General features: G+C 43.5%; 15 protein-coding genes, 3 tRNA genes and 3 rRNA genes. 5 read left to right on the forward strand and 16 right to left on the reverse strand.

The window, feature by feature from the left end:
* Positions 1–50: 50 nt before the first annotated feature.
* From LDO73_RS17010 to ilvL, 4 genes are all read right to left on the reverse strand, one after another.
* Complete coding sequence (locus LDO73_RS17010; RefSeq protein ID WP_006658220.1) at positions 51–980, reverse strand: branched-chain amino acid transaminase; 930 nt, start codon at positions 978–980, stop codon at positions 51–53.
* Between the two features lie 12 nt (positions 981–992).
* Positions 993–1,262: an acetolactate synthase 2 small subunit gene (gene ilvM, locus LDO73_RS17015; RefSeq protein ID WP_036948778.1), complete on the reverse strand. Its 270-nt coding sequence runs from the start codon at positions 1,260–1,262 to the stop codon at positions 993–995.
* Positions 1,259–2,905 carry an acetolactate synthase 2 catalytic subunit gene (gene ilvG / locus LDO73_RS17020; RefSeq protein WP_224059526.1) on the reverse strand — a complete coding sequence of 549 codons (1,647 nt, stop codon included), beginning with the start codon at positions 2,903–2,905 and terminating at the stop codon, positions 1,259–1,261. The genes ilvM and ilvG overlap by 4 nt, the downstream gene beginning before the upstream one ends.
* 132 nt (positions 2,906–3,037) lie before the next feature.
* Positions 3,038–3,136 carry an ilv operon leader peptide gene (gene ilvL / locus LDO73_RS17025; protein WP_112837475.1) on the reverse strand — a complete coding sequence of 33 codons (99 nt, stop codon included), beginning with the start codon at positions 3,134–3,136 and terminating at the stop codon, positions 3,038–3,040.
* Between the two features lie 481 nt (positions 3,137–3,617).
* Here ilvL and LDO73_RS17030 point away from each other — a divergent pair, with 481 nt between their 5' ends.
* Positions 3,618–5,144, forward strand: a complete 1,527-nt coding sequence (locus LDO73_RS17030) for a YifB family Mg chelatase-like AAA ATPase (RefSeq protein ID WP_224059527.1) — start codon at positions 3,618–3,620, stop codon at positions 5,142–5,144.
* Between the two features lie 97 nt (positions 5,145–5,241).
* Here LDO73_RS17030 and LDO73_RS17035 read toward each other — a convergent pair whose 3' ends face one another.
* On the reverse strand, positions 5,242–5,580 hold the full coding sequence (locus LDO73_RS17035; RefSeq protein ID WP_036948772.1) for a DUF413 domain-containing protein: 339 nt from the start codon (positions 5,578–5,580) through the stop codon (positions 5,242–5,244).
* 111 nt (positions 5,581–5,691) lie between these two features.
* Here LDO73_RS17035 and hdfR point away from each other — a divergent pair, with 111 nt between their 5' ends.
* Positions 5,692–6,522 (forward strand): HTH-type transcriptional regulator HdfR, encoded by an 831-nt coding sequence (hdfR, locus tag LDO73_RS17040; RefSeq protein ID WP_224061215.1) that lies wholly within the window; start codon positions 5,692–5,694, stop codon positions 6,520–6,522.
* A 274-nt stretch (positions 6,523–6,796) separates the two neighbouring features.
* Here the strand turns inward: hdfR and LDO73_RS17045 are convergent.
* The 6 genes from LDO73_RS17045 to LDO73_RS17070 all read right to left on the reverse strand — a co-directional run bounded on the left by LDO73_RS17045 (position 6,797) and on the right by LDO73_RS17070 (position 12,290).
* Positions 6,797–6,872 (reverse strand) — tRNA-Trp (locus LDO73_RS17045).
* An 8-nt stretch (positions 6,873–6,880) separates the two neighbouring features.
* Positions 6,881–6,957, reverse strand: a tRNA-Asp gene (locus LDO73_RS17050).
* Between the two features lie 55 nt (positions 6,958–7,012).
* A 5S ribosomal RNA gene (rrf, locus tag LDO73_RS17055) occupies positions 7,013–7,128 on the reverse strand.
* A gap of 143 nt (positions 7,129–7,271) precedes the next feature.
* Positions 7,272–10,180 (reverse strand): 23S ribosomal RNA (locus LDO73_RS17060).
* Positions 10,181–10,536: 356 nt separating this feature from the next.
* A tRNA-Glu gene (locus LDO73_RS17065) sits at positions 10,537–10,612 on the reverse strand.
* A 137-nt stretch (positions 10,613–10,749) separates the two neighbouring features.
* Positions 10,750–12,290, reverse strand: a 16S ribosomal RNA gene (locus LDO73_RS17070).
* The 16S, 23S and 5S rRNA genes sit together here with 3 tRNA genes alongside, the layout of an rRNA operon.
* A 571-nt stretch (positions 12,291–12,861) precedes the next feature.
* Between LDO73_RS17070 and LDO73_RS17075 the strand changes: the two genes are divergently transcribed.
* Positions 12,862–13,407, forward strand: a complete 546-nt coding sequence (locus LDO73_RS17075; protein WP_224059528.1) for a gamma carbonic anhydrase family protein — start codon at positions 12,862–12,864, stop codon at positions 13,405–13,407.
* Here the strand turns inward: LDO73_RS17075 and LDO73_RS17080 are convergent.
* From LDO73_RS17080 to dprA, 5 genes are read right to left on the reverse strand one after another with little or no spacing between them, the layout of a single operon-like run.
* Positions 13,383–13,643: a DUF1488 domain-containing protein gene (locus LDO73_RS17080; RefSeq protein WP_224059529.1), complete on the reverse strand. Its 261-nt coding sequence runs from the start codon at positions 13,641–13,643 to the stop codon at positions 13,383–13,385. The genes LDO73_RS17075 and LDO73_RS17080 overlap by 25 nt on opposite strands.
* Positions 13,643–14,458 carry a shikimate dehydrogenase gene (gene aroE / locus LDO73_RS17085; RefSeq protein WP_224059530.1) on the reverse strand — a complete coding sequence of 272 codons (816 nt, stop codon included), beginning with the start codon at positions 14,456–14,458 and terminating at the stop codon, positions 13,643–13,645. The genes LDO73_RS17080 and aroE overlap by 1 nt, the downstream gene beginning before the upstream one ends.
* Before the next feature lie 6 nt (positions 14,459–14,464).
* Complete coding sequence (gene tsaC, locus LDO73_RS17090; RefSeq protein ID WP_224059531.1) at positions 14,465–15,034, reverse strand: L-threonylcarbamoyladenylate synthase type 1 TsaC; 570 nt, start codon at positions 15,032–15,034, stop codon at positions 14,465–14,467.
* A gap of 15 nt (positions 15,035–15,049) precedes the next feature.
* Positions 15,050–15,586, reverse strand: coding sequence for a DNA topoisomerase family protein (locus tag LDO73_RS17095; protein ID WP_224059532.1), 537 nt, complete (start codon positions 15,584–15,586; stop codon positions 15,050–15,052).
* A 32-nt stretch (positions 15,587–15,618) separates the two neighbouring features.
* Positions 15,619–16,698, reverse strand: coding sequence for a DNA-processing protein DprA (gene dprA, locus LDO73_RS17100; RefSeq protein WP_224059533.1), 1,080 nt, complete (start codon positions 16,696–16,698; stop codon positions 15,619–15,621).
* A 132-nt stretch (positions 16,699–16,830) separates the two neighbouring features.
* Here dprA and def point away from each other — a divergent pair, with 132 nt between their 5' ends.
* Together def and fmt are read left to right on the forward strand one after the other, a co-directional pair.
* A complete protein-coding gene (def, locus tag LDO73_RS17105) occupies positions 16,831–17,361 on the forward strand; it encodes a peptide deformylase (protein WP_224059534.1) in 531 nt (176 codons plus the stop codon).
* Positions 17,362–17,405: 44 nt separating this feature from the next.
* Entirely contained in the window at positions 17,406–18,353 is a 948-nt protein-coding gene (fmt, locus tag LDO73_RS17110) for a methionyl-tRNA formyltransferase (RefSeq protein WP_224059535.1), read from the forward strand.
* The last annotated feature ends 45 nt before the right edge of the window (positions 18,354–18,398 follow it).

Here is an 18,398-nt window from a genome sequence, read left to right on the forward strand (position 1 = left end):
CGAGTTTTAAAACAGGCGGGGAACGACCGCCTGTAAATTATAATATTTAGTTACTGAGGGTTTACTGGATCTAACCAGCCCCATTTGTCTTCTGTTGTACCGTTAAATAAACCAAAGAATGCTTGCTGAATTTTCTTCGTCACAGGACCACAACGACCGATACCAACTTGGATACCATCAACACTACGAACTGGGGTGATTTCAGCCGCTGTTCCAGTCATAAAGACTTCATCGGCTAAGTACAGAGATTCACGAGATAGCGTTTGTTCACGTACTTCGATCCCCATATCTTTCGCCAATGTCAAAATAGCATCGCGGGTGATCCCCGGTAAGGCAGATGAAGTAAACGGCGGGGTATACAAAATGCCATCTTTCACTTCAAAGATATTCTCGCCAGCCCCTTCAGAAAGATAACCATGAACATCCAGAGCGATACCTTCTTGGTAGCCATGACGACGCGCTTCGCTACCAACCAGTAATGAAGACAGGTAGTTACCACCGGCTTTAGCACCAGTAGGAATAGTATTTGGTGCAACACGATTCCATGAAGAAACCATTGCATCAATTCCTTGGTCTAATGCTTCTTCACCTAAATATGCTCCCCATGGGAATGCGGCTAAAATGACATCAGTACTGTAACCATCCGGTGGGTTCACGCCCATGCCCACATCACCAATGAAAACTAATGGGCGAATATAGGCGCTGACTAAGTTATTTTTACGTAAAGTTGCACGACAAGCTTCCATTAACTCATCGACGCTGTAGCTGACTGGCATACGGTAAATTTTCGCAGAATCATGTAAACGCTGCATATGTTCACGATGGCGGAAAACAACAGGTCCCTTGTGTGAATCATAGCAACGGACACCTTCAAATACGGAAGTACCGTAATGCAGGGCATGAGACATCACATGAACTTTAGCATCTGCCCATGGCGTCATTTCACCGTTAAACCAAATAAAGTCAGCTTTCTTAGTCATTTTATCTATTCCTTACATTGCACTTTGTGTGCGTAATAGTCGCGATTCTTGTTGTTTTATTTCAACTTCAGTGATGTCAGCCAACTTCGTTAATTGTGCACATAACTGTGCCAACGGTCTCTGGCTGCTGACAGTCAGTTCGATACTTACATTATCACTATCTGATAATTGATCCACATTCATAGAACTAATCCGAAATCCACGATGGCGAGTCACTCGCAAAATACGCTCTAAAACCTCGGGGCGGAAACGGGCTAATATCGAGAGTTGATGCTGCATCATAACGGTTTCTCCATCATTTTTTCGTTACTAGCCCCTGGTGGAACCAATGGCCAGACATTTTCTAATTCATTAATTGATACCTGTAATAAAAACGCGCCCTCACTTGTCAGTAACTCATCGAGTGCTGCGTTCACTTCTGATTTACATGTAATACGGCGACCTTTAATGCCAAAAGCGTTCGCTAATGCAACAAAGTCTGGGTTGTCAGTCAAAATGGTTTCACTGTAGCGTTGCTCAAAAAACAGCTCTTGCCATTGACGAACCATCCCTAATCGTTGGTTATCTAACAATAAAATCTTAACGGGTAACTGTTTGCGTTTAATCGTTCCCAGCTCTTGCACGTTCATCATGAAAGAGCCATCGCCAGATACACAAACAACAGTATCTTCGGGGCGAGCGACTTGAGCCCCCACCGCTGCGGGGATCCCAAAACCCATCGTTCCTAACCCGCTTGACGTTAAAAAATTCTCTGGTCCATCAACAACAATATGTTGGGCAGACCACATTTGGTGTTGACCAACGTCTGTTGTGACAACGGTATTGGGTTTCATTTTGTCTGACAGTTGTTTCAGCAATAATGGGGCGTAGATTGGTTCACCAGGGTGGTCATAACGCCAACCAAACTCCTGCTTGAGCTGTTGAATTTCTTTCTGCCAACTCGTGATATTTTTTGTCACCATCAATTGAGGTAATAACGCTTTCGCATCACCCAATAGAGCGACATGGGTTTGACGTAATTTATCCAATTCAACGTGGTCGATATCGATATGTATAACTTTCGCATTCGGAGCAAAAGTGTTTAATTTACCGGTGACTCTATCGTCAAAGCGAGCACCAACTGCGATGAGTAAATCACAGCGTTGCACTGAAATATTGGCCGCTTTTGTACCGTGCATCCCCAACATCCCTAGATAGTTTTTATCTGCTGGATGTACTGCGCCTAAACCTTTCAAGGTGACAACTGACGGGATCTTTGTCTGTTCTATAAAGGCTCTTAATTCAGTTACAGCCCCTGACATTCCGACTCCGCCACCAATGTATAACATCGGTTTTTCTGACTGCTCCAACAGCGTTCTTGCTTGTTGGATTGCATCCTCAGAAGTCGAGTCTTGTTGCTTTACAGGCATTAAATAGGGGGATAAATCTGCATGTTGCAGCTGAATATCTTTCGGAATATCAATCAGTACTGGTCCGGGACGTCCACTATTTGCGATTGCGAAAGCTTCAGCAAGAATACGAGGTAAATCCTCTATGGATTCCACCAAAAAACTATGTTTCGTACAGGCCAAAGATAACCCTAAAACATCAATTTCCTGAAAGGCATCTGTACCAATAAACTCTGATGCTACCTGCCCTGTGATAGCAACAACAGGGACAGAGTCGAGCAATGCGTCAGCCAGCCCTGTAATCACGTTTGTTGCTCCAGGACCAGAAGTCGCAATGCAAACACCTGTTTTTCCTGTTGAACGAGCATAGCCGATGGCGGCGATAACTGCGCCTTGCTCATGGCGACAGAGCAAGTGTTCCACTCCACCATCGTATAAAGCGTCATAAACAGGCATGATAGCGCCACCTGGATATCCAAAAACAGTATCAACGCCTTGTGTCCTTAATGCTTGAACTAACCACTGTGCTCCGTTCATGTTTATCACCTATCTGCCTTTGTTTATTTGCTTGTATTTATTGTGTTTTTATTGTTTTTGTTGGTTTGTATAAATTTTGTGTCAAAAAAAACCCCGCGCCTTTCGGTGCGGGGTTCTCGTAAGATTTAGCTATTATTTCAGCCTTCGTCGTCCAAGTGCAGCCCCGCACGGTGGGATAATAATCACCACCACGCTAATAATTAGGCTAATCACTTGGATGAATTTGTTCATGTGTTTAATCTTTTCAACTTTAATCGTTATCTTTATTAAAGAACTATCATTTTAAAATTACTTTGACAACTCTTATTTATTTTTTAAATGATCAGGTTTTTTATTTCATTTAAATTCAATGAATTACAATAAAATCAGACTAAACAACTATTAATAAAGCAAAAACCTAGCGATTAGCAATAACATTTACCCATGATTTAGCTCAATTCTCTATCTCTGATTTAGCGAAATGTACGCCATCAAGCCTATCCAAAAAATTAACCTCACTTAACAAATTTGCTGTTGAAACTATTGTTATTCAAAAAACAAAATGAATGTAACTAGCTAAATTAAAGGCTTCAAAGTGCATCGAGAAAAAATGAAACACCCATGCAATTAAACAATTTAATTATCGAGTTGCTTCGCAAATATCAAAATAACAATAGAGAAATACGCCTGATTCACAACAGAATATTATGCTAGTCAATCAAAGAGGTGATTTATGACATTAGCGATTGTTTACACTCGAGCATCTATTGGATTAGACGCTCCACTTGTGACTGTTGAAGCCCATATTAGTAATGGACTACCAGGATTAACTCTAGTTGGATTACCAGAAACTGCAGTTAAAGAAGCGCGAGATAGGGTGCGGAGTGCTATGGTTAATAGCGGTTTTGAATATCCCGTAAAAAAGATGACGGTAAATTTAGCGCCAGCAGATTTACCTAAGGAAAGTGGTCGTTATGATTTAGCTATTGCGATTGCAATACTTGCGGCATCTGGACAAATTCCTGATCAATTGTTGGAACGCCATGAGTTTCTTGGTGAATTAGCGCTCTCTGGAGATATACGCTATGTCAACGGTGGGATCCCTGCCGCTCAAGCAGCAATAAACCAAAACAGGCAATTAATTCTATCGAAAGATAATCAATATCAACTCAGTTTATTAGCTGATAGCAGCGTCAGTTTTGCCACATCCTTACTGGAACTTTGTCATTACTTGCATCAAAAAAGTACACTATCGAGTAATCAACAAGTTATTCAACATGCTTATCTCTCTGATCATGAAAACGATATTCGCGATATCATAGGTCAAGAGCAAGGAAAGCGAGCATTAGAAATCAGCGCTGCAGGTGGGCACAATTTATTACTGCTAGGTCCTCCCGGTACAGGTAAAACTATGTTGGCCCACCGATTGATAACTTTACTGCCGTCCTTAACGCCTCAAGAAGCACTGGAAGTCACAGCATTACATAGCCTTAGCCAAACCATGGAAACCATAGATAAGTGGCCTACACGACCATTTAGGTGCCCTCACCACAATACATCAATGACCGCTTTGATTGGCGGTGGTTCATTACCTAAGCCAGGAGAGATATCCCTCGCCCATCACGGTATATTGTTTCTAGATGAATTGCCTGAATTCACACGCTCTATATTAGACTCTTTACGAGAACCGTTAGAATCTCATCAAATTGTCATTTCAAGAGCAAAAGCTAAAATCTGTTTCCCTGCTAACTTCCAATTAATCGCAGCCCTTAACCCCAGTCCCACAGGGCATTATCAAGGAGAAATGAGTCGTACCTCTCCAGCGAAAGTACTACGATACTTATCACGCGTTTCAGGGCCATTCTTAGACAGGTTTGATCTCTCTATTGAGATCCCATTACTCCCTCTAGGTACTTTAAGCCAACAAACGCACCAAGGCGAAACTAGCAAGCAAATTCGCTTACGAGTTATTGAAGCAAGAAACCAACAAATCAATCGAGCTGGTAAAATTAATAGTCAGCTAACAGCAAGTGAAACAACAAAAACCTGTCTACTGACTGCCGAAGATGCACTATTTTTAGAAAATGCACTTATTAAACTAGGGCTATCTATCCGCGCTTGGCACAGGATTCTTAGAGTTTCGCGAACAATTGCAGATCTTAGTTATTCACCGAATATACAACGGGAGCATTTACTAGAGGCACTAGGGTATCGGGCAATGGATAAGTTATTGCTTCATTTGCAAAAACAAGTAAGCTGAAGGAATTAAGGCAAAAGTTAATGATTAGACATAAACAACAAAAGGGACCTAAGTCCCTATTTGTTTTAATGCTTATACTGTTTTAATACTAATGAAATTAATCATCCGTATCGGTATAGTCTTCTGATGGATCTATCTGTGGCTTACCACCTGATAGTGTGTGGAAGCGCTTCGGACGATTAATTCTGCTAGAATATTTCACCCATACCTTTTCTTCAAGGGTTGTAGGCTCGCGCTCTCCACGGCAAACAGCGACGAATAATTTTTCTTCTTCTGTTTGCGCTGCGCGTTTTCCTGTATCAAGCTCATTGAAAGCTTGACCATGACGTTCTAGCAACTGAGCTTCTTTGATGGTGAAATCACCATGACGAGAAAAGCCACGTGGGTAATGTTTATTATCAAAAAAACGATTAGTCGTGATGAAGCTATCTGCCATCTGACACACTCCTAACTGATTACGGTCAACTCTATATGGCGCGGAGTATTAGACAGCATTGACAATCTGTAAAACAAAACATTTGAATCATCACGACAAAAATTATTGGAGATACGTGTGGACAGCGAGTTATTAAGAACTTTTTTAGAAGTCAGTAGAACCAGACACTTCGGCAGAGCCGCAGAATCTCTCTACTTAACCCAGTCTGCCGTTAGCTTTCGTATCAGACAGTTAGAAACACAATTAGGCACAAGCCTATTCACACGACACCGTAATAATATTCGTTTAACTGCTGCTGGAGAACGTTTAGTTCCCTATGCTGAATCTCTAATGAATACATGGCTTCAAGCCAAAAAAGAGATAACACACGCATCCCAACATACAGAACTGTCCATTGGAGCTACTTCATCATTATGGGAAAGTTATCTCACTGGCTGGTTGGAGGTTCTATATAGCCAGCATGATGAACTACGATTAGAAGCCCGCGTATCCACACGTCAATCACTCGTAAAACAACTACATTCTAGAGAGCTAGACTTACTGATAGCGATCGAACCACCAAAAATGGATGAATTTGAAAGTACCATCATTGGTTCTATTCAACTTCAATTAATGGCCTCCCAAAAGAACATAGCCCTTACCCAATATAATTTTATCAAGTTAGAATGGGGAGCTGATTTTCATCCCAAGAATGAACCAACGCTACTTCAAGATGATTCCCCTGTAATGATTACGACGTCCGCAGAAATTACGCGTCAATTATTGCCTGTATCGCTTTCAGCGGCATTTTTACCAACACATTGGCTCCAACATTATCCAACGTTAAAAACACTCTCAAATAACGTTATTACTAAGCCTTTATATGCAATTTGGCTGAAAAAAAATGATCAGCAAGTTCTAATTAATCAACTTATTAAAACTCCAATACCAAACACCCAATAGACATTAGAGAATTCAAAAACAGGGCGAACTATCGCCCTTTTTTATTATAAAAAGTTATCGCTTAGATGGGATATTTAAAGATAGGTAGATAGGTAGATAGGTAGATAGGTAGATAGGTAGATAGGTAGATAGGTAGATAGGTAGATAGGTAGATAGGATAAATGCTAAGAAATCTTACAGTTAGGAAAAAATTTAAGGGCTGGAAAAAGAAAAACCCGATTAATATAATCGGGTTATCAATAGATACTTCTTTTATTATTACTTAATTGGTAACTGGCAGGGGCGGAGAGACTCGAACTCCCAACACCCGGTTTTGGAGACCGGTGCTCTACCAATTGAACTACGCCCCTAAATTAAGTGGCGGAACGGACGGGACTCGAACCCGCGACCCCCTGCGTGACAGGCAGGTATTCTAACCAACTGAACTACCGCTCCACTTATTCTTTTGCCTTTCGGCAACTTATCGCTTCGCAATAAGCTTTAAATTAATGTCTGGCAGTTCCCTACTCTCACATGGGGAGACCCCACACTACCATCGGCGCTACGGCGTTTCACTACTGAGTTCGGCATGGGGTCAGGTGGGACCACCGCGCTATTGCCGCCAGACAAATTCTGTTTATTCCCGTTTAAGTTTTTTCTTAAACCAGAATATCAATCCTGAACAAGCTGCTGTGTCCTTCACCTTTCGGCTTCTCACTCGCTATTGAATCAACTTAATCTCTCAATCTCTAAAACACCTTCGGTGTTGTCAGGTTAAGCCTCACGGTTCATTAGTATTGGTTAGCTCAACGTATCGCTACGCTTACACACCCAACCTATCAACGTCTTAGTCTTAAACGTTCCTTTAGGACCCTTAAAGAGTCAGGGAAGACTCATCTCAAGGCAAGTTTCCCGCTTAGATGCTTTCAGCGGTTATCTCTTCCGCACTTAGCTACCGGGCAATGCCATTGGCATGACAACCCGAACACCAGTGGTGCGTCCACTCCGGTCCTCTCGTACTAGGAGCAGCCCCTTTCAATCTTCCAACGCCCACGGCAGATAGGGACCGAACTGTCTCACGACGTTCTAAACCCAGCTCGCGTACCACTTTAAACGGCGAACAGCCGTACCCTTGGGACCTACTTCAGCCCCAGGATGTGATGAGCCGACATCGAGGTGCCAAACACCGCCGTCGATATGAACTCTTGGGCGGTATCAGCCTGTTATCCCCGGAGTACCTTTTATCCGTTGAGCGATGGCCCTTCCATTCAGAACCACCGGATCACTAAGACCTACTTTCGTACCTGCTCGAGCTGTCACTCTCGCAGTCAAGCTGGCTTATGCCTTTGCACTAACCGCATGATGTCCGACCATGCTTAGCCAACCTTCGTGCTCCTCCGTTACTCTTTGGGAGGAGACCGCCCCAGTCAAACTACCCACCAGACACTGTCCGCACCCCGGATAACGGGGCGACGTTAGAACATCAAACATTAAAGGGTGGTATTTCAAGGTTGGCTCCACGCAGACTGGCGTCCACGCTTCAAAGCCTCCCACCTATCCTACACATCAAGGCTCAATGTTCAGTGTCAAGCTATAGTAAAGGTTCACGGGGTCTTTCCGTCTTGCCGCGGGTACACTGCATCTTCACAGCGAGTTCAATTTCACTGAGTCTCGGGTGGAGACAGCCTGGCCATCATTACGCCATTCGTGCAGGTCGGAACTTACCCGACAAGGAATTTCGCTACCTTAGGACCGTTATAGTTACGGCCGCCGTTTACTGGGGCTTCGATCAAGAGCTTCTCCTTACGGATAACCCCATCAATTAACCTTCCAGCACCGGGCAGGCGTCACACCGTATACGTCCACTTTCGTGTTTGCACAGTGCTGTGTTTTTAATAAACAGTTGCAGCCAGCTGGTATCTGCGACTGGCTTCAGCTCCATGGGTAAACCATTTCACCTAATGCCAGCGTGCCTTCTCCCGAAGTTACGGCACCATTTTGCCTAGTTCCTTCACCCGAGTTCTCTCAAGCGCCTGAGTATTCTCTACCTGACCACCTGTGTCGGTTTGGGGTACGATTAATGATAATCTAGAGCTTAGAGGCTTTTCCTGGAAGCGGGGTATAAGCTACTTCGCCACCGTAGTGACTCGTCATCAGACCTCAGCATATAGTGAACCGGATTTGCCTAATTCACCTGCCTACATCCTTAAACCGGGACAACCGTCGCCCGGCCAGCCTAACCTTCTCCGTCCCCCCATCGCAATTATCACCAGTACGGGAATATTAACCCGTTGCCCATCGACTACGCATTTCTGCCTCGCCTTAGGGGTCGACTCACCCTGCCCCGATTAACGTTGGACAGGAACCCTTGGTCTTCCGGCGTGCGGGTTTTTCACCCGCATTATCGTTACTTATGTCAGCATTCGCACTTCTGATACCTCCAGCATGCCTCACAGCACACCTTCACAGGCTTACAGAACGCTCCCCTACCCAACAATATTTACATATCGCTGCCGCAGCTTCGGTGCATAGTTTAGCCCCGTTACATCTTCCGCGCAGGCCGACTCGACCAGTGAGCTATTACGCTTTCTTTAAATGATGGCTGCTTCTAAGCCAACATCCTGGCTGTCTGAGCCTTCCCACTTCGTTTCCCACTTAACTATGACTTTGGGACCTTAGCTGGCGGTCTGGGTTGTTTCCCTCTTCACGACGAACGTTAGCACCCGCCGTGTGTCTCCCGTGATAACATTCTTCGGTATTCGTAGTTTGCATCGAGTTGGTAAGTCGGGATGACCCCCTAGTCGAAACAGTGCTCTACCCCCGAAGATGAGTTCACGAGGCGCTACCTAAATAGCTTTCGGGGAGAACCAGCTATCTCCCGGTTTGATTGGCCTTTCACCCCCAGCCACAAGTCATCCGCTAATTTTTCAACATTAGTCGGTTCGGTCCTCCAGTTAGTGTTACCCAACCTTCAACCTGCCCATGGCTAGATCACCGGGTTTCGGGTCTATACCCTGCAACTTATTCGCCCAGTTAAGACTCGGTTTCCCTACGGCTCCCCTATACGGTTAACCTTGCTACAGAATATAAGTCGCTGACCCATTATACAAAAGGTACGCAGTCACCCTGATAAATCAAGGCTCCCACTGCTTGTACGTACACGGTTTCAGGTTCTATTTCACTCCCCTCGCCGGGGTTCTTTTCGCCTTTCCCTCACGGTACTGGTTCACTATCGGTCAATCAGGAGTATTTAGCCTTGGAGGATGGTCCCCCCATATTCAGACAGGATAACACGTGTCCCGCCCTACTCGTCGAGTTCACAACACTAACATCTTCAGATACGGGGCTATCACCCTTTACTGCCGGCCTTTCCAGACCGTTCTCCTGATGCTAATGCTGATTAAGACTCTGGGCTGCTCCCCGTTCGCTCGCCGCTACTAGGGGAATCTCGGTTGATTTCTTTTCCTCGAGGTACTGAGATGTTTCAGTTCCCTCGGTTCGCCTCGTTTGACTATGTATTCATCAAACGATAGTGCAACGAATTGCACTGGGTTTCCCCATTCGGATATCGTCGGTTATAACGGTTCATATCACCTTACCGACGCTTTTCGCAGATTAGCACGTCCTTCATCGCCTCTGATTGCCTAGGCATCCACCGTGTACGCTTAGTCGCTTAACCTCACAACCCGAAGATGTTTCGTATCAGACGAGCTTCGGCGTCATGGCTGCGCAGACATCAATTCTGTGTTGGGCAGTGCTCGCTATGCTCACGTACTTATGTACGTTGCGCTAGCTGTGCGCTGTCCGCCTTGAATTGCTGATTGCTCGCTCATGCCACTTGCGGTTCGTTTTGATGAAACCTTCAAGTTGAGATTTTTGAGAGACTCTCACATTGTTTAAGCGATAAACAATGTGCGTTGTTTTCAATTTTCAGCTTGTTCCAGATTGTTAAAGAGCATAATTGTTAAACCAACTACAAGGTAATTGGCTTAATCATTATTGGGGACATCGTCTTTCACTCGATATCGGCGCAATTGGCGTCCCCTAGGGGATTCGAACCCCTGTTACCGCCGTGAAAGGGCGGTGTCCTAGGCCTCTAGACGAAGGGGACACGAAATACTGCACAAATTACTTTGTTGCATATCTCGTGTAAGACCCATTCTTTCGAATAGCTCTCCCACGTATAGCCTATTGCTCTACTTTCTATCAGACAATCTGTGTGAGCACTTCACAAAAACACTTCAATGGTAAGGAGGTGATCCAACCGCAGGTTCCCCTACGGTTACCTTGTTACGACTTCACCCCAGTCATGAATCACAAAGTGGTAAGCGCCCTCCCGAAGGTTAAGCTACCTACTTCTTTTGCAACCCACTCCCATGGTGTGACGGGCGGTGTGTACAAGGCCCGGGAACGTATTCACCGTAGCATTCTGATCTACGATTACTAGCGATTCCGACTTCATGGAGTCGAGTTGCAGACTCCAATCCGGACTACGACGTACTTTATGAGTTCCGCTTGCTCTCGCGAGGTCGCTTCTCTTTGTATACGCCATTGTAGCACGTGTGTAGCCCTACTCGTAAGGGCCATGATGACTTGACGTCATCCCCACCTTCCTCCGGTTTATCACCGGCAGTCTCCTTTGAGTTCCCACCATTACGTGCTGGCAACAAAGGATAAGGGTTGCGCTCGTTGCGGGACTTAACCCAACATTTCACAACACGAGCTGACGACAGCCATGCAGCACCTGTCTCAGAGTTCCCGAAGGCACTAAAGCATCTCTGCTAAATTCTCTGGATGTCAAGAGTAGGTAAGGTTCTTCGCGTTGCATCGAATTAAACCACATGCTCCACCGCTTGTGCGGGCCCCCGTCAATTCATTTGAGTTTTAACCTTGCGGCCGTACTCCCCAGGCGGTCGATTTAACGCGTTAGCTCCGGAAGCCACTCCTCAAGGGAACAACCTCCAAATCGACATCGTTTACAGCGTGGACTACCAGGGTATCTAATCCTGTTTGCTCCCCACGCTTTCGCACCTGAGCGTCAGTCTTTGTCCAGGGGGCCGCCTTCGCCACCGGTATTCCTCCACATCTCTACGCATTTCACCGCTACACATGGAATTCTACCCCCCTCTACAAGACTCTAGCTGACCAGTTTTAGATGCCATTCCCAGGTTAAGCCCGGGGATTTCACATCTAACTTAATCAACCGCCTGCGTGCGCTTTACGCCCAGTAATTCCGATTAACGCTTGCACCCTCCGTATTACCGCGGCTGCTGGCACGGAGTTAGCCGGTGCTTCTTCTGTTGGTAACGTCAATCGTTGATGATATTAGCATCAACGCCTTCCTCCCAACTGAAAGTACTTTACAACCCTAAGGCCTTCTTCATACACGCGGCATGGCTGCATCAGGCTTGCGCCCATTGTGCAATATTCCCCACTGCTGCCTCCCGTAGGAGTCTGGGCCGTGTCTCAGTCCCAGTGTGGCTGATCATCCTCTCAGACCAGCTAGGGATCGTCGCCTTGGTGAGCCATTACCTCACCAACTAGCTAATCCCATATGGGTTCATCCGATAGCGCAAGGACCGAAGTTCCCCTGCTTTGCTCCTGAGAGATTATGCGGTATTAGCTACCGTTTCCAGTAGTTATCCCCCTCTATCGGGCAGATCCCCATACATTACTCACCCGTCCGCCGCTCGTCAGCGAGAAGCAAGCTTCCCCTGTTACCGCTCGACTTGCATGTGTTAGGCCTGCCGCCAGCGTTCAATCTGAGCCATGATCAAACTCTTCAATTAAAAAGCTTGATGCTCAAAGAATGTTACTGTCGTTTGATTTCCGAAGAAACCAAATTACCTATTAGTTCATATATATGAATTAACGTGTTAGTCACTCTTCAAGACTTAAAATCAAATATTTTTTTGATAGTGTCCTGTGAGTGCCCACACAGATTGTCTGATAAATTGTTAAAGAGCGGTGCGACTTAATCTTTCGATTTTCGACTTTAGGTCGTTGTCGCGAGGTGTCGTATACTACGTTTTTTATTTAGAAAGTCAAGCGATTATTTTCAACTATTTTCTTTCTTCACCTCTGTTATCACGGGGCTTCGAGGTTTTCTTCGAACCGGTTTGTCGTGACAACGGATGCGCATTATAGGGAGCTCGAAAAATTACACAACCTTTTTTTTTAAAAAAAATATCGTTTGCAGATAATTTCATCATTATGCTTTTTTTACTATCACTATGGTTATAAAAACAGCTGTTTTGTCGTATAATTCTATTCTTACTGCCCCCTCTTAATTATTTGATTCTTAATTAAGAGCTTCCTTATAGCTACCTTTATATCCATCTACGTTTTATGGCTACGAATATGAATACATTTTTAAGACCTTATTTAGAAACCTTCCCTTCTGTTGCTGCAAATGTTTTTATTGATCCATCTTCTGTAGTCATTGGAGATGTTCGCTTGGCCGAAGATGTCAGCATCTGGCCACTATCAGTCCTACGTGGTGATGTGAATTATATCTCTATAGGTGCACGAACAAATATTCAGGATGGCTCCGTGCTACATGTCACCCATAAGTCCACCAGCAATCCTGATGGAAATCCATTAATCATTGGGGAAGATGTCACTGTTGGACATAAAGTCATGCTGCACGGATGCACGATAGGTAATCGGGTTCTCGTCGGTATGGGAGCTATCGTGATAGATGGGGCTATTATTGAAGATGATGTCGTGATCGGTGCTAACAGCCTCGTCACTCAGGGAAAAAGGCTAGAGTCCGGTTACTTATATATGGGAAGTCCAGCCAAAGCGATTCGAAAACTCACCGAAGCTGAACTTAGTCATTTACGTTATTCAGCTAATAATTATGTTGAGTGGAAAAATAATTATTTATCGTCCAGCAATTCATAGAAGCCATTTTCATTATCGAGTCCTTGTTCAATCAAGGCCTCGAGCTCTTCTTCTATATCCCAACGATAATGTTGAAAAAGCGCCAGTGGCGTTTCATTCTGGCCATATCGTTTGATTAGTAGGGATTGTGAAACAACGCACTCTGAAAGTAGTCCATTGACTAAAACAGGGAAACGTACCTTATTAATAGCCAAGTCCCACTCTTCCCTATCTGGAAATTGAATCGCCTGATTCATTATTCAAGTTCCTTTTTTAACTCTTTTAATACTGGTTCAATCTCAGGTATCACCCCATGCCAAAGTTTAAAGGCAAATGCAGCTTGCCCAACCAGCATACCTAAGCCATCAGCTAGCTTATTCACTTGATACTGCTTAGCAAATGACAAAAAAGGTGTTAAACCTCGTTGATAAAACATGTCATAGCATGCGGTCTGTTGAGAAAATAGTTCAGGGCTGATTTTAGGAATCTCACCAGTCACTCCTGAAGAAGTACCATTAATGATCAGATCAAATTCTACTGAAGTAAGCTGATCCATTGGTCTACTCTGTATTTTTCCAATAACCGAAAATTGGTGGGCTAAAGATTCTGCTTTTATAAAGGTTCGGTTAGTCAACGTAATATCACAGCCGTATTCAAGTAAAGGCAATAGAGCGCCACGAGTTGCGCCACCAGCTCCAATAACCAATATTTTGCTTGACGGCGAGATAAACCCAAGGCGCTGTAAATCAAGCAACAACCCCACACCATCAGTATTGTCACCCAATAAGCGGTGATTATCGAGCTTTCTAATCGTGTTTACAGCACCACAGGTCTGAGCTCTCTCAGTCAACTCTGAGACAAATTGAAAAGCCCTTTCTTTAAACGGCAATGTAATGTTTGCACCCTGCCCGCCTTTTTCGAAGAAATCTGATAAATAGGCTTCGAAATCTTCAACAGGTGAAAGTATTTTCTGGTATTCAAGATCAATGCCTGTCTGTTTGGCAAACATTTGATGTATTGAAGGTGATTTACTGTGCTGAATCGGGTTACCAAAAACTGCAAACATTCCCATTAATCATTATCCTTTACGATATAATTGCCCAGTCATGACATCCCGAATTTCTGATGGATTTAATCTTCCACCAACAACCCCATCAAGAACAGGGATCATTTCTTTAAACTGCTCAATCACTTCTTCTGTAGTTCGACACGGCTCTAATCCACTCAAGTTTGCACTCGTTGACACGATTGGTTTGCCATATTCGCTGCAAAGGGCTTTCACTAATTCATGATTTGTGACACGAACAGCTAAAGTATCAAACTGACCAGTTAGCCATTTTGGGGTCGTTTTCTTAGCAGGGATCACCCAAGTCACAGGCCCTGGCCATGTTGAAAACATCGCTTGGCGCTGTTGTTCATTAAGTTTACTGTCATCGACATAACTTTTGAGCTGTTCATAATTATCAGCAATCAAAATTAACCCTTTTTCCCAAGGGCGCTGCTTCAATTCAAGTAATTTATTTACTGCAGCTTCACTATCAGGATCACAGCCTAAGCCAAAAACGGCCTCTGTTGGATATGCGATAACTTGTTGTTGTTTCAGTGCTTCAATGATATTTTTAATTGCAGGTGTAGATTGATTTTGCATAGTTTTAACTCATAATTATTCTTGTAACTTACCGCAGCGTTTGCTCGCACAGAACAATCTTACTCCCTGTCCAACCTTTTTTTCCATAAGTAATGGGTATTCACAAGACTGACATTTTCCCACTACAGGCTTATTATTCAGGATAAACTGACAGTTAGGATAGTTATCGCAAGCATAAAAAGTTTTACCGAAACGGGATTTTCTTTGTAGCAAATTGCCTGTTTGGCATTGAGGACAAGGAACCTTAGTTTCATCCGGTTTATCGATGAGTTCTGTATGTTCACATTCAGGATAGTGGCTACAGCCAATAAACATCCCAAAACGCCCTTGTTTTAATACCAAATCATACCCGCATTTAGGACAGCTTTGACCTTCCAATACTTTGACAATGTGAGTCTCAGCAACTGCTCTTAATGGCTTAATATAATGACATTGAGGGTAACCAGAGCATGCTAAAAAAGGCCCATGAGCTCCGTTACGAATAACCAGCAAAGAGTTACATTCAGGACAGTATTCATTTTTATCTGTATCAAAAGGCAATTGCTTCGACATATTTCTGTTTAATCCACTCTGATCTTCAACGACTAGTTTACTCTGATATACCCACCAGCCACTGATATAATCACGCCATTGATCTCTAATTCAGTTAAGACTGAGATCACTTGAGTTATAGGTAACTGTAATTCAGCAGCGATGATATCTATAGGGGTCGATTGGTATCCTACCATACTTAAAATCCGACTTTCTGTCAGATTTAACTCTGGCTTCACAGAGGTTTCAATCTGTAATTCCGATTGTATCCAATTTGGTGAACATTCCAGATGTAGTAATATGTCCTCCGGCTCGACCAGCAGGTATGCCCCTTGCTGTATCAACCAATGATTACCGCTAAATGCTGAGTTACCTAATGGCGCTGGTAGTGTAAATAGCTCCCGATTTTGTTCAATTGCATATCGGGCTGTAATCAACGACCCACTTTTCATACCAGCTTCAATAACCAATATCGCTTTGCTTAGCCCACTAATGATACGGTTTCTTCGAGGAAACTGTTTTGCTAATGGAGGAGCATCAGGCAAATACTCTGAAACTAATACCCCTTCAGACCTAATTCGTTCAGCTAAATCAAAGTGTTGTTTCGGGTAGATATGGGAAAGCCCACTTCCTAATACTGCGACTGTTTTCCCTTGGTTTTCTATCGCGGTTCTATGACTGATACCATCAATACCTAATGCTAAGCCGCTAGTGATCACCAAATTATAATCGATAAATTTTCTAACAAATGCTTCTGTCCATTTTTTACCATATTCAGTGACTTGCCGACTTCCTATGATGGCAATTTGTTTTTCAGATAATAATTCACTTCGTCCCGACACAAAAAGCAATAAAGGTGGGTTATATATCTGCTTTAATAAAAAAGGATATTGCACATCTAAAAATGTAATTAATTGGTTTTCTTTGACTTCTAACCATTTTAGAGTTGACTCAATTCGCTTTAGAGAGACATTTAGGAATTGCAATCGCTGCATTTCATTCAACCCACAGGCTTTTAAGACTGTATGATTTATTTTATCCACTTGTTTTAATAGAGATACTATCTTTGGCGCTGTTTTTATCCCAACTCGGCTAACTTGCGAAAGTCTTAGCCATATTTCCTGTTCATTCATTTTGTCTTCCTGACAGATAAGTTAGCACATTTGGAAACGAACAAATCATAACCAATACTGTCAATATGACTGATAAATGTCTAGAATAGACGGTAATTACCTTTCAAATTTTGGAAACTACTCGAAAAATTTATGTCAGTCTTAAACGTGTTACATTATCCAGACGAGCGCCTTCGCACCGTTGCAAAACCAGTTGAAAAAGTTGATGCATCTATCCAGCGTATTATTGATGATATGTTCGATACGATGTATGACGAAGAAGGTATTGGGCTCGCAGCAACGCAAGTGGATATCCACCAGCGTATCATCGTTATTGACGTTTCTGAATCACGTAACGAGCGCCTTGTACTTATCAATCCTGAACTTCTTAATAAAGAAGGCGAAACAGGTATAGAAGAAGGCTGCCTATCAGTCCCTGAACAGCTAGGATTTGTACCAAGAGCGGAGAAAGTGAAAGTTCGTGCTCTTGATTATAATGGTGCATCATTTGAACTTGAAGCTGATGGTCTACTGGCTATCTGTATTCAACATGAAATGGACCATTTAGTTGGAAAACTGTTCGTTGATTACTTATCACCGTTGAAGCGTCAGCGTATCCGCCAGAAAGTAGAAAAACTTGATAGACTAAGAGCTAAAGAAGCTAAAGAAGCTAAAAATCGTTGATTTAATAAGAAGCTATTCTTTATTACTATAAATGGGAAAGGATCGTGTCAGAACCATTAAGAATTATTTTTGCAGGTACGCCTGATTTCGCAGCTAAACATTTGGCCGCATTGTTAGAAACCAATCATAATGTTGTTGGTGTATTAACTCGTCATGATAAACCTGCAGGTAGAGGCAAAAAACTAACACCTAGCCCAGTAAAGATCCTTGCGGAAGAGCATGGAATACCGGTTTTCCAGCCTGTTACTTTACGTGATTCAGACAATCAACAGTGGATCAAAGATCAAAATGCTGATCTGATGATTGTCGTTGCTTATGGTTTGATCCTGCCACAAGCAGTTTTGGATATTCCCCGTTTAGGCTGTTTGAATGTCCATGGTTCATTGTTACCACGCTGGAGAGGTGCCGCCCCAATTCAACGATCTATTTGGGCAGGCGACCATGAAACTGGTGTTACTATCATGCAGATGGATGCCGGTCTTGATACCGGAGATATGTTATATAAAGCCACTTGCCCGATTACTGCTGAGGATACGAGTGCAACTTTATATGAAAAGCTGGCGATTACAGGGCCTAAAGCACTTATTCATACAGTTGATTTACTCTCTTCAGGGCATTGTTCCCCAGAAAAACAAGACGATTCACTCGCTAATTACGCTGAAAAATTATCTAAAGATGAAGCGCGAATTGATTGGCAACTACCCGCTGAACACATTGAACGCTGTATTCGTGCCTTTAATCCTTGGCCAATGAGCTATTTCATGGTTCAAGAGCAATTAATCAAAGTATGGCAAGCAGAAGTCATCGCTCAAGCACATAATCAGCCCCCAGGCACTATCATCAGTGCTGATAAAAAAGGCATCAATGTGGCAACTGGCAATGGGATATTAAATATTACTCAGCTACAGCCACCAGGTAAAAAAGCAATGAGTGCGCAAGATATCCTTAACTCCCGCCGCGAATGGTTCATACCTGAACAATTGCTAGACTAATATATTAGTAGCATTACCTGAAAATACAGAATCCAGTAATGCTAC

The sequence above is a fragment of the Providencia alcalifaciens genome, assembly GCF_915403165.1.
Lineage (GTDB): Bacteria > Pseudomonadota > Gammaproteobacteria > Enterobacterales > Enterobacteriaceae > Providencia > Providencia alcalifaciens_C.